11 protein-coding genes are annotated in these 13399 nt (G+C 35.8%); 8 read left to right on the forward strand and 3 right to left on the reverse strand.

Features of this window, described 5'->3' with window-relative positions; translation table 11 throughout:
- Nucleotides 1–158 precede the first annotated feature (158 nt).
- The 7 genes from PKC55_RS07950 to PKC55_RS07980 all read left to right on the forward strand — a co-directional run bounded on the left by PKC55_RS07950 (nt 159) and on the right by PKC55_RS07980 (nt 7959).
- Nucleotides 159–1292: a clostripain-related cysteine peptidase gene (locus PKC55_RS07950; RefSeq protein ID WP_291127451.1), complete on the forward strand. Its 1134-nt coding sequence runs from the start codon at nt 159–161 to the stop codon at nt 1290–1292.
- Nucleotides 1285–2301 carry a DUF5106 domain-containing protein gene (locus PKC55_RS07955; protein ID WP_324372556.1) on the forward strand — a complete coding sequence of 339 codons (1017 nt, stop codon included), beginning with the start codon at nt 1285–1287 and terminating at the stop codon, nt 2299–2301. The genes PKC55_RS07950 and PKC55_RS07955 overlap by 8 nt, the downstream gene beginning before the upstream one ends.
- Nucleotides 2302–2465: 164 nt before the next feature.
- A complete protein-coding gene (locus PKC55_RS07960) occupies nt 2466–3020 on the forward strand; it encodes an RNA polymerase sigma-70 factor (protein WP_291127445.1) in 555 nt (184 codons plus the stop codon).
- A gap of 147 nt (nt 3021–3167) precedes the next feature.
- Complete coding sequence (locus PKC55_RS07965; protein WP_291127442.1) at nt 3168–5168, forward strand: glycerophosphodiester phosphodiesterase family protein; 2001 nt, start codon at nt 3168–3170, stop codon at nt 5166–5168.
- 12 nt (nt 5169–5180) lie between these two features.
- Nucleotides 5181–5918, forward strand: a complete 738-nt coding sequence (locus PKC55_RS07970; RefSeq protein WP_291127439.1) for a hypothetical protein — start codon at nt 5181–5183, stop codon at nt 5916–5918.
- A 35-nt stretch (nt 5919–5953) separates the two neighbouring features.
- A complete protein-coding gene (locus PKC55_RS07975) occupies nt 5954–7009 on the forward strand; it encodes a hypothetical protein (RefSeq protein ID WP_291127436.1) in 1056 nt (351 codons plus the stop codon).
- Nucleotides 7010–7614: 605 nt separating this feature from the next.
- Nucleotides 7615–7959, forward strand: a complete 345-nt coding sequence (locus PKC55_RS07980; protein WP_324372560.1) for an RteC domain-containing protein — start codon at nt 7615–7617, stop codon at nt 7957–7959.
- Between the two features lie 51 nt (nt 7960–8010).
- On the opposite strand, the gene mobC is transcribed toward PKC55_RS07980, so the two are convergent.
- A complete protein-coding gene (gene mobC / locus PKC55_RS07985) occupies nt 8011–10020 on the reverse strand; it encodes a conjugal transfer protein MobC (protein ID WP_291127430.1) in 2010 nt (669 codons plus the stop codon).
- 183 nt (nt 10021–10203) lie between these two features.
- Here mobC and PKC55_RS07990 point away from each other — a divergent pair, with 183 nt between their 5' ends.
- Nucleotides 10204–11331 carry a protein kinase domain-containing protein gene (locus PKC55_RS07990; RefSeq protein ID WP_291127427.1) on the forward strand — a complete coding sequence of 376 codons (1128 nt, stop codon included), beginning with the start codon at nt 10204–10206 and terminating at the stop codon, nt 11329–11331.
- 389 nt (nt 11332–11720) lie between these two features.
- On the opposite strand, the gene mobB is transcribed toward PKC55_RS07990, so the two are convergent.
- Both mobB and mobA read right to left on the reverse strand, forming a co-directional pair.
- Nucleotides 11721–12971 (reverse strand): conjugal transfer protein MobB, encoded by a 1251-nt coding sequence (mobB, locus tag PKC55_RS07995; protein WP_324372563.1) that lies wholly within the window; start codon nt 12969–12971, stop codon nt 11721–11723.
- Entirely contained in the window at nt 12956–13393 is a 438-nt protein-coding gene (gene mobA / locus PKC55_RS08000; protein ID WP_291129782.1) for a conjugal transfer protein MobA, read from the reverse strand. Before mobA ends, mobB begins: the two co-directional genes overlap by 16 nt.
- Between the last annotated feature and the right edge of the window lie 6 nt (nt 13394–13399).

The raw sequence follows: 13399 nt of genomic DNA on the forward strand, positions 1-13399 counted from the left end.
ATAGCTTGTCTTTAAAGAAGCACCAATCGGATATTTATAATGAGAGAACAATTGCACATCTGATATATGATCAACGTAGTTTTGTAAAGTTTGTATTAAGTACAGCCATGTGAGTTGCGATAATTCGGGTGGCTGTAATTTTAATGATTAAGAAAAATATGATAATAATTAAACAGATAAAGATTTACAAAATAGTCACCTATACGACCCCATTTATATTTATATTCATTTTGTGGATGTCAGTTTCCTGTACAAAAGAGGATGACGTTCACGTACCTGTAACGACGGTGCTGTTAATCTATCTGGCTGCCGATAACAGCCTCTCAGGAGAAGGGCACGATAAGCTGGAAGACATCCGGAAGGGTTGGATTTCCATACCGGACAGTCGTATATTAATTTATCAGGACGTAACGGATGCTTCACCCCGTTTGCTAGAGATGGGAACAAATAATACAATAACAACGATTGAAGAATATGAATTTGAGAACTCAGCCGATCCTCAAATCTTACAACGTGTTATTACCAAAAGCAAAACATTGTATCCGCAGGCTACTTTCAACCTACTAGTGTTCTCGCATGCTTCGGGTTGGTTGCCCACAGGCAGCTATAACAACCCTTCCCTCCGTTCGGTAGTGATGGATGGCAAGGATGAGATGGAACTGTCGGATTTTGCCGCCGCTATTCCCGATAATACTTTTGAATACATTGTCTTTGAGGCTTGTCATATGGCAGGGGTGGAAGTAGCCTATCAGCTCAGAGATAAAGCTCGTTATATTGCTGCGTCTTCGGCAGAGATTATTTCTCCGGGTTTTACAAATACCTACCAAGAGCATATTGGAGAACTGGTATACGGCAATCCTATCAAATTTATGCAACAAGCTTTCGATAATTTCGACAATCAGACTGGTTATATGCGTTCAGCTACATTCTCTGTTATAGAAACCAGTGGAGTGGAAGCTCTTGCCGAGTTTATTCAGGCTAACTGTAATATGAGCGAAGAGATTGATATAAGCGACATACAACATTTTGATCGCTACAATTTACAGCTGTTCTTTGACTTTTCTGATTATTACTCACGCTTACTCGAAACACAGGCACAAAGACAACAGTTAAAGAAGCAAATAGATGATATAGTAGTATGGAAAGCATCTACACCCAATTTTATGTTGCAATATGGAGGATTTACTATTAACCAGCATTCCGGGCTAACAACCTATATCAAGCAGGAGCAATACACCAGACTCAATGAGAGCTATACCGCCCTTAGCTGGTACAAGAAAATAAATGACTAAACCTGCCGAGCTAATGCATAACAAAAGATATAATACTATCAACTTCATTTTAAGGCTGATTTATCCTATGTCTCTACTGTTTGCCATTGTCTTTCTCTCTTTTACCTGTAGCAATAAATATGCAGAAAAAGGTTACCAGCAATCAGTAGATAATAGTATCAGTATCCCAACCAAAAGAGAGTTTAGTATGCCATTCATCCCCGACTCTATCAAACGACCTGAACATAGGGCGGCTTACTTAGTTTCAAATTATTGGAACAATTTTGATCTTGCAGATACAACCTATATACATCTACCAGATATCACAGAACAGGCTTTTGTCGACTACCTCGATATATTGCCTCATTTAGCGATAGACGATGTACATTGTTCGATCAGCAATATGCTGGATAAAGCGATTGAAATGGATACCACACATAAAGTGTATCTATATTTTCTGGAATTGTATAAAAGTTACTTGCTCGATGCGAACTCTCCAATGCTAAATGAAGAGATCTATATTACCGTTGCTAACTACATATTAGAAGATACAGTAAGCAATATAGCTGTGAAAGAAAGGGCAAGGTTCAACCTGTCAATGATGCTCAAAAACCGTAAAGGAAATATTGCCACAGATATTATATATACTACAGACAAAGCAGAGACCTCAAACCTACATAGCCTAAACAAGGCATATACCTTGCTTTACTTTTATAATCCCGATTGTCATGCCTGCAAAGAAACCAGTACCTACCTCATGGAATCCCCCGTAATAAAGGGGCTTCTCGAAAAAGGCAGGCTGGATATCTTGGCTCTATACTCGGATGAAGACATCTGCCTGTGGAAGAAGTATATAATGCATATTCCTTCTTTGTGGATAAATGCTTATGATAAAGAACAATCCTTAAGGAGTGGATTACTGTACGACCTGAAAGCGATTCCGAGTCTTTACCTACTCGATTCGAAAAAGCGGGTATTGCTTAAAAATACGAATGAGATTGTCGTAGAGAGGTACTTATACGGGGAATGAACTGGAGATACAATCACAATAAAACAAGAATCTTAGCCGATACAAAAAATCGCGAGTATCAAGTTTTTTAATAAGGCAAATTTAAACTTCTAATTACCATGTTCTAAATAATTTAATTTATTTTTTTATAACAGGAAACACTGATAATAAAAATATCTTTTGCTATGAATAAAGATGTAGAAACACTATATTTAACTAATTTGGCCTTAGATGACCATAGTGCCTTTTACGCATTATATTCATATTACTTTCCCAAAATAAGATATTTCATAGGCCGTCTTATTAAATCACAAACGGAAGCACAAGATTTATCACAGGATGTTTTTGAAAAAATATGGATGGTCCGTAAGAATCTTTCCGGAATTGAGTCATTGAGTTCGTACATCTATCGTATGGCAATAAATACAGTACTTAATTACTTAAAGAAAAAAAATCACCATAATTCCTATCTGGAATATTTATGCCACAATCCCGGCAGTCAGATAACAACTGAAGAAGCAATTTATGTCCGTGATATTGAAATACTGATTCTCCTAGCAGTAAATAATATGCCGCCCAGACGTAGAAAGATATTTGAAATGAGCCGTTTTAAGGAGCTTAAGAACGTTGAGATTGCAAATCAGATAAACATTTCAAAAAAAACCGTAGAGGTTCAGTTAAGTCTGGCTCTAAAAGAAATCCGCAAGATTATACCTTCACTTATGCTTTTGTTTTATTAACATTGTTTAACGAGATAGTATATATAAGCATTTACCAACTCGATTGTCATAATATATTAGTGGATGCACAAATGATTTAAAATAATGGGTTCCATTTTTAATTCAATTGATACAGAAGCTTAATAGTATTCATTTAAAAGTTTTATTATGACAAAGATTCGTTATCTTCTACTACTTTTTATCTTAATCTTCAGTAGTATGACTCTTGCTTTCGGGCAAGATCCGCCTAAACCCCGGTTGTATTATGACTTGGTTAAAAATAAAGGAGTGGAGTTTATCTCCTCTTCCTTTGACAAACAATTGGATATGAAAGCTCTATTTAGTCCGGATGTCGATATGACAAACGGGATTATAGGGACCGTTCCTCCAGGAGATATGATATTTGTTAGCGTAGTGGAAAAGAAATATAATACACTTATTTATCAAGCTACTATAACAAATACAAGTACATCCTACTCCGGTCATGAAGATACTTTCGAAAGAGGAGAATTAGGAGACGGTGCTACTTATTTCCCTCAGGAATGGAAAAGCAGGGATATTAGAACATCCGCATTTTCTATGGATCGAAAATATATTGATGCAATCACTCAGAAGCCTACCCCTATGCTTCAACAGCCTATTGATGTTAGTGTCATAATAAGAATAACCGAAAATTCTGTGCTTGAAAGTATCAGAATACCCGGTATTGGCGTAATTGGAGCAAATGCTTTATTCCATCTCGGTCATTTCTGTTTTGATTTATCCAGAGATGGAGTTTTTCCTTGTACAGCATGGAAAAAAGTAAAAGAGCCCGATATGGAAAAAAGCACGGATTTTGTCATCGCAGCACATAGAGGAATATGGGGGGATAATTTAGGTACTGGTAATCCTGAAAATTCAACGATATCAATTCAATCGACACCTCTGGTTACTCCGGTACTTGAGTCCGATGTGATGATTACCAATGATGATGTATTGGTGGTCAGTCATGACTATAATCTGCACCGTTTGTCTGATTATGCGGGTTCTGACAGGGATTATTTATTTAATATGAATTTCAGTCAAATTGAGAACCTAAATTTAAGAAGGCGTAACGAGGGAATAAGTTCTTATAAGTACCTAAAATATGCAGATCTTATTGATTTAATAGTTAAAAACAAGCTGGTACTTACTATCGATATAAAGGATATCAGGGCTAGGTATGGTAAGGATAAAAAATGTATCGATAATTGTGACTTTGATAATAGAACAGGAGACCCGGAAACTGATTCGATTGCTTCGAAAAAAATTCTCGATAGTTGGAAAAAGATATTTAAACTTTGTTATCAGGTAGCCGAAGAGAAAGATGCATTATCACATATTGCCTTTAAAATTCCTCATGATTATGACTTACTGAAAACCGTATTAACGGAAGAACAGCTATCAAAAGTCTTATTTATGCCGGTTATGCAAGCCAGCAGAAGTGCAACGGCTATGGATAAAGCTCTGGCTTTTGTAGATTCATGGCATCAAAAAGCAGGTAAAAGAGTCCTTGCCTTTGAAACAAACTTTAAGCGACTGAGTGATCCTTATTTAAAACCTTTTTCCCGTAATGGAAAACAATATGAGAATTTACTGCACTATGTATATCAGGAGACAGGTTTACGTCCGGGATGCTATCCCGAAGAACCAATGGGGCCAAGAGGAATTGTAAGTCGTTGGGCTGACTGGCTGATAAAAGACCTGCGTATTGATATGAGGGGGGATCATTTTGAAATGGTAAAGATACCATATGGGAAAATTATGGTCTTGACTACAGACAGGCCTGATGTTTGGAATCAAATAAGCGATATCTACAGCAGAGATCTGTTCCAAGATCGGCCTTTAATCGAAGATCCCAATAACATTGAAACTATAAACAAAAGTAAAATGGCCTTTGATAATCGCTTGACAGAGGATATTACGATCTCCGTCAATTATAAACCTGGTATCCTGACCATAGATGGTCTTAGCAATAATTCATTAGGTAACAATCTTCTGGTGTCAGATATGCAGGGTAGATCTATCTTCAAAGGCAAAGTGACGACAACGCCTCAAATGGAAATTTCAATATCGCTGGTGCCGGGTATTTACGTAATAAGAATATCAGGAAATACACAGACAGGTCTGAAACTCATTGTAAACAAATAAAAAATAAATAGTATGAAATATTTGAGTAGACCTAACATGGTTAAACTGGTACTTTGTATTGTCCTGATATCGGTAAATAAAAACTCTTTTGCACAGGGTCCTTATCTGTATGATACTCCTTTGGGACAAAAAATATACGGATTGACTCCGGCTCCTGTAAAAGAAACTACTATTTATGCTGAACAATGGGGCAGTGATGCCATTGGCTACGATGGCTTGACCCTCGTCAACAGCTTCGAATTTAATCCGGATAATAGCCTTTTAAGGCTCTATGCTTTTACAAACCAATATGCAGAAACGTATCTGGAGGTATTTTACAAAGGAAAAACAATTATGTTACGCAGATTTATTCCGGGATCAAGATCTGATTATTACGACTACATTTTATTCGATCCGCTTTTTGTTGCTTCTCAGAAAAGTATCTGGACTGTTAAGTTTTATTTTACAGCTTCTTTTTTCTGGATACAAACAACCTTAGATGGGCAGAACTTAAATTATCTTTCTCCGGTGTATTTTGGAGTGAACACCTTACATAGAACAAACATGAATGATTTGATTGATGCGAATCCTTATGCAACAATAGTTTTGGGTGACAATAATGCTCCAAGTGACTTTTTTGTGAAGGAATCAAGTGTTCATGTTTTTCATTATTCGGAACTTATGGCAGATATCGAGTCAAGATTCTCTTGGCCTTCAGGCATTTTCTTGGAAGAAAACGATGAGTATTTTCAAAGTGATTTTCTTTATTAATAAATTCTTTATGACAAATTTTTAAATTATAAATTATGAAAACAAATATTATATTCAAACTCCTTTTATTTATATCGTTATACTATGTATCAGCACCTTTGAGATCACAAAACAATGATACTAAAACAGATTCGGTAGGAATCGCACCACGTAGCGGGAATTACTTCGGAGATAATTTCTGGCTTACCAAAGGAGGGGGATTAACCGGGACTGTTAGTGCAACATCTTTATTCGGCGAACACAATAATTGGAGTATACGATTTGCTTTTAATAAAGCAAATCTACTAAATCCGGATTTTACAATGATGAATAGAATTGAATCACAAACTAAAGAATCAGTTCTTTACAGCACGAACTCTACGAGTATGATATCTTCCGGAAATTTTCACATATATACTAAACGTGAAGCTGTAAACGAACCGAATACAATACCTGATTTTGCAATTAAGGAAAACGGATTTATTGGTATTGGAATTTCATCACCTAATGAAAAATTAGAACTATACAATGGCAATTTCCGTGCTTCATACCCATCATTAGGAAGTTCTACAGGTATTTTCCATATTAAACCAAACTCTACTAAAGACGGGGTTTGGTTAGGTACAACATCGTCTCACAACATTACTTTAGCTGCCAATAATAAAGGGGTAATAGCCCTCAATAAAGACGGATATGCTGTAGTATTCAGAAACGGGGAGTATCCTTCAACACTAAATATAAGTACTGCGAACAAAGCAAAATATTCTTTATTTGTATTAGGCGGGGTATTATCCGAAGACTATTCAATCGGTCCCAAAGCAACATGGGCAGATCATGTCTTTGATACAGACTACAAACTGATGGATTTAAAAGAAGTTGAAAGTTTTATTACTACAAATAATCGTCTGCCTGATATTCCGTCTGCATCAGAGGTCGGGGCTGAAGGTTATTCCCTACATGACATGAATGTCAAACTGCTACAAAAAGTTGAAGAGTTAACTCTGTATTCTATCGAACAAAATAAGGAAATAGAACAGCTAAAAGAAATAGCGAACTCTTATAATTCACTGTTAGAGAAAATCGAAAAGATTGAGAGTAAAATGAAAAAATAGTATCGAAAATTCTCTATCAATTAATCTTGATCATCATGTATATAATGGCTATTGAACTTTAAATCAATAGCCATTGCATTTTTAATCTATAGTTTGTGATTATTTGTAATTTGGAAGGAATAGTTAAATACTATTTCCTCCCGGGCTTTTTTACCCCATTGACAACCTTTTAACTTATTCTAATTTTTAATATCTAAAAAAGTAAATATTATTAATCGATCATTCTATCCTCTCATAGCAATAAATACTCAAATATTGAATATATCCTTCTAGATCAATACGAAAACATACTTCATCTAATTAACAATAAATATTGACTGTTTCATAGGCAGGAATCAATGATAAAACACATATGATTATGGAAACATTATTAAATACTGATTTTTTTCTACAAATTAAGAATGAGGAAAATATTAACATACAAAAGGCATATACTGATTTCATTAGAAAACTTTTGTCTTTCTGTAAAGCACCGGGAGATACCGCCTCTGTCCATTTTGCATTACATTATACTCGAATAGAATTTGTATTTCTAGAAAATAGAATAACTGAATACAAATCGGGAAAAAAATGATATATTGAACTATATATCCAAGGCTATCCAAATGCTGGACTGCGCTATTAACCTCGTCAAAATTGAGAATAAATCAGTTTCCCCGCCTAGAAAGTATAAAAAAGATTCAAAATATCAGTGGACAGCAGATATATCCAATCTCGTAGAGCTAGCATACGCTATATTAGAAGCCGGATGTGTTAATAATGGAGATACTGAAACTATAGCTTTTGTCGAATTTTTAGGAGAAACATTTAATATAAAGATAGAGCGATGTTCTGATTTTTACTATAAAATGCGAACCAAAAGTGGTAGTAGAACAGCTTTTCTATACAAATTAATAAAGGTCCTAGAGGCGAGAATGGATCGGGATGATGAGAAAAATACACGCAAATAATGGATTAAAAAATAGGGTGATCCATTCGGTCACCCTAACAAGATCAGAATATTACTCTTCTTTTGGTAACAATTGACTCAACTCAGGATCTGCTTTGATGCGAGTTAGTTCATCCTCAACAATTTGTTTTGTCTCGGCTTTAATACGGTTATAATTTTCCTGTATTTGTTCTTTCATGCGATCTACTCCATTTTCATCCACAAAGCTGGTAATAATCGGGATTTTCTTATAGGCTTTTGTTTCTGTTGCTACTTTAGTATTATCTACAACAATTTCAGCATGGAATATTTTTTGTTCAATTCGTTCATCAAAGTTGTCAGCTATTGCTCCGACAAACATCCCCTGTGTTAAATTGCTTATTTTCGATGCAGGTATCAGACTATCCATCTGTGTACTGATTGAGGTCGATTTATCCTGACGATTAATTGTCATAGAAGACCGTTTTTGTAATACTTTACCAAAGCGATCCGATAAGGATTTGGCTGTTTCGCCAACAACTTGACCACTAAAAATGTTCCCTACCGTGTTCATCACTACGGCAGCTTCTTTGTCTCCGTAATCACGCTTTAATTGAGAGAAATCCTGAAATCCTAACAATACAGCAACCTTGTTACTTCGGGCGGTAGCTATCAGATTATCCAATCCCTTAAAGTAGATAGTCGGCAACTCATCAATCACGATACTACTCTTGAGCTGCCCCTTCTTATTCACCAGTTTTACAATACGGCTGTTATATAAACCAAGTGCCGCACCATAGATATTCTGTCTGTCAGGATTATTACCGACTACCAATATTTTCGGTTCGTCGGGATTATTGATATCAAGAGTAAATTCATCACCACTCATCACCCAATAAAGTTGGGGAGAGATCATTCTGGAAAGCGGAATTTTAGCGGATGCTATTTGCCCCTGAAGCTGCTCCATCGCACCTCCGAGCCAAGCGTCCATAAAAGGAGAAAGGTAATTTTCTAAATCGGGTTTAGATGTAAGAATCGGAAAGATATCCTCATATCTTTTGTTCAAAAACTCTATTGCATGCGGGAAGGTACAGTACTTCCCATCCTCGTAAATACGCAAATACCAAATAATAGCAGCAAATAAAATTATAGGAGATTCGACAAAGAAGTCTCCTTGCTTCTGTACCCACGTTTTATTGAGATTAAGCATTATGGTATAAGCCGATTCATAGGCATCCGAGATATCATTCATAAAAGATGGATTAATCGGATTACAACGGTGTGATCTCGACGGATCATCAAAATTAATCACATAAAATTTCGGAACTTTCTGGTATCCTTTCTGATTGTTTAACAGATGGTTATAGACAATCATGGAAAGGTCAGGGAATTTAAAATCATACACATACATTGAAAAACCCTTTTCAATTTGTTGTTTTATATACGAATTTACTATCGCATACGATTTTCCTGAACCGGGAGTACCTAATACTATACTCGCCCTGAAAGGGTTGACTACATTTATCCATCCTTTCCAAATCTTCTTTTTATACAAAAACTTCGTTGGCAGATTAACTGAATACTCATTCTCCATCAAGCGGGTTTCCTGCATAAATGATTCGTTTTCTAAATTGAAAACGTCATCCATAAGTGTGTTTTTTAAAAGGCGGGACATCCATGTTCCTGCTACCAATAAACACAAATAGCCACAGGCAAGTGTAAAAACATAGATGATGCTACCGGAAGTGGATGGAAAAGCTAGTTCTAATAGCCACCAGTTCATAAAGAATAACAGAAAACCGATCACAAGTAAAATATAGATACTGTGCCATGTGATTTTTTCTTCTTTCACTCCTTTTGTTCCCAAACAAGAGAGAGCCAGAAATACAACCGAAAAAAGCTTTGTGTACAATAGAGCTTTGAATAGCCCTGTCGTGCGGTTAAAGTTTAGTAGAATTCTATCCACAACGTCGATGTTGATCTTCCATTCGACTATTGATTCATAACAGAACCAATAAATATGAATAACTACAAATAAAATACTAATAGCCCGCATAAAGTCCATAACTTTTGCGAGTCCTCTCAAATCATCTTCTTGTTGCATATTATTTAAATGTTTTAGAAGCGAAATTAGAGGCTCTGACTTGTGTTTTATGATATTTGTGTTTATGGGTAGCTTGTGGCTTCAGTTTGGCTGTGAGTGGCGTTAATAATGAAAACTAAACATTTCAAATAAATAGTTAATTAATTGTTATGTGGTATCTTCGTGAACTAATATACTATGATTATGACGATATTTAGAAAAGGAAGGACATTTGGAGAATGGAAACTTTTTTCTTATTTAGGAGGAGGTGGGAATGGTGAAGTTTGGGCCTGTAAGAATTCACAAGGAGAAGAATATGCTATAAAAATTCTTAAACATGTGAAGAGCAAGCCATACAAAAGATTTGTTGATGAAACAATCGTAATTGATCAAAATTCTGACATTCATGGCATAATTCCAATAAAAGAAAAGTTTCTACCTGATAAATTGAAAGATAACCTGCCTTATTATATAATGCCAATTGCTGAATCTTCAGAGACAAAATTAAGAGGTAAATCTATTGAAGAAAAAGTTGATGCAATAATACAAGTAGCAGAAATTCTCTTACAATTACATAAAAGAGAGATATTTCATAGAGATATCAAGCCAGCAAATATTCTTTTCTATGATTCAAGGTATACATTGGCAGACTTTGGGTTAGTAGATTATCCCAACAAGGAGGAAATATCACTAAAAAATGAGGAAATAGGTCCTAAATGGACTATGGCTCCCGAAATGAAAAGAGAATCTTCAAATGCAGACTATGCAAAAGCTGATATTTACTCTTTATCTAAAACCCTTTGGATTTATTTAACCGAAAATAAGAAAGGGTTTGATGGACAATATTCGACAGAATCAATTATTCATTTAAAAAAATATTATCCTCAAAGTTATACAACTCCTATTGATAATCTACTTATAACTTCTACAGATAACGATCCAAGTAAACGTCCTAGTCTTAAGGAGTTTATTCGAATTCTAAAAACATGGAAGGAATTGGTAAATGACTTTCATAGTACAAATCTTCAACAATGGTTTGAAATTCAAACAAAATTATTCCCCTTAACAATTCCTTCTCATGTAATTTGGGAGGATATAAATGACATAGTAAAAATCTTAAAAACCGTATGTAGCTTTGATAGTTTAAATCATATGTTCTTTCCCATAAGTGGGGGGCTTGACTTAGAAGATGTTCGTCTATCACATGAAGATGGTTGTATTGAATTGGATTTTCAATTAATACATATAGTCAAACCTAAACGATTAATATTCGAGTCTTTTGGTGATAATCATGAATGGAACTATTTTCGTTTAGAAACAGAAGAGCTCTAACCTTCTGGTGTTTATGAAGAACGAGAAGAGGACTATGAAGAAGCTGTAAGTGAACTTTCTCCAGGACAATATTATCCATATTATATAATGGAAGATCCTTCATGCTATAAAGATGATTATTCAATTACTGATTTATCAAGACATATTACTCGTGGATTTAGAGGCAGTTTTGTTATATTTTGCAAACGCTCCCCATATAATCTAGATGCTTCCACCTATGATGGTAGACACAACGAAATGACTACAGATGAATTTAGAAAATATATTCAAAGAAATGTGAATCTCTGTAGAAAAGAAGATCGGAAATGACCTTTTATTGACAAAATTCTTGATAAGTCCAATAGAAGACAAAGATTGTTACGAATAAATAGCTAATATCTTTTTATGATTTACATCTGTTTACCATACCGTCTTTTCTTCTTTTTTTTCTTTTTTAACTGGCGATTGTTGGCATCAGGGTTTGTCGAGTTTTCAAATACGGAAATATCCAATATCGAATCAATCAAACTACCTATACTTTCCAGATCCACAGGAGTGCTTAAAGTTGGCACATCTGTTGGTTGCATAGGTTGTGGCAGGCTATTATCTATACTACACTCTTTATCGTTAAATCTTTCATTGAAAATATTCGCTGAAAACTCCTTGCCAAGCCGTGATCCATTCAGGACACAACGCTCGTTATGATTGATAAAGGTAACGCCATAAATGCGTCCTTCATCATTCCGCCTCAATACCAGATCAATATTTGAGGATTGGAGCTTTCTTCTAAATTGAAGCTCATCTTGTGCTGTAAGCAATGCTCCGAATACTATTTTTCGTGTTTGATCCCGAATTTTTCCTTCTTTTATCTTCTGAGAAGATCCTGTCATACGCTCTTCCAACCCATCCAATCCAACTGTTTTACTGAAAACAGATGATTTCAAAGGTTTACCCACCTTATATCCTTCTTTGTCAATAGCAGAATACAATAATCCACGGTATGGTTTCCCTTTCGCTTCTCCACGCAACTCCTCTATGCCTATATTATATAAGGACAAAAGAGCCTTATATTCACCCATTGTCTGAAAATGGTACATGGATGTCAAAGGCTCTATGACCGATGCTATTTGCTTCTTCAGATTTCCTTTGGAAGCATCTACGGGAGATAGCATCCAGAGTTCTCCCTGGTTTTGCCCTTTAGAGGGTATCAGGTTATACTTGCGTTCCAATTCGATTGTAATGGCTTTACTCCGCTCATGTTCTTTCGAGTCTTTCACCTTACTGCCGTCACTTTTCACCCGTAGCGAAACAATGTGTATATGTTCTCTATCGATGTCTTCATGCTTAAAAATAAGATAAGGCTGATTACCATAACCAAGCTTATCCATATATTCATGTCCGATCTCTGCAAGCTGTTCATTCGTCAGCTTATCATCCGGATGCGGATTGAGTGACACATGGAAAACTGGATTTTTGGTGCGGAAATGTGAAGGAATCCACCTGTTAAAATCATTCGTCACACCTCTGATGCTAAATTTTCCGTCTGCCGGTTCACACACAAGATTGGCTTCCAAGACCTTCGCTTTTCCATCATCGACCTTCTGCTGATTGTAAGCTAATGCTCCGAAAAGTGATTTTCCGGCACTTATTTTTGCAACCATTGTCGTTGAAAATTTTCGGATAACTGAACTACTTCTTTGCTTATTTCGACCAATTCAATAGTCGATTTTTCCAGTTTATAGAGAAAAGCGAGGGCCTTTTTTTCTGAAAAATTACTGTTCAAGGACTTCACAATCTGATTGTAATTGACACCGATTGCCCGGAATTGTGCATGGAAAGCAGAGAGCTTGGTCACATATTCTAGCATTGTACGGTCAGTTTTGACTACACGGAACTCTTCATTAAATATCCGCGCGGCGATAAACTGAGCCTTCGATTTTACTCCCGATTCTTCAAAAAGAGTCAAAAAACGTGCATGTTCCGTTGGTGTCAGGTTCACCGAATACCTGTACTCGGCTTTTTCCTCAGACGGTATCCGTCCCCTTTTACTCCGTTTAGGAGCCTTTTGTTTTTCCGTTGTCATAAAAAT

Origin of the sequence: Dysgonomonas sp. (assembly GCF_035323175.1) — a bacterium.
Classification (GTDB): Bacteria; Bacteroidota; Bacteroidia; order Bacteroidales; family Dysgonomonadaceae; genus Dysgonomonas.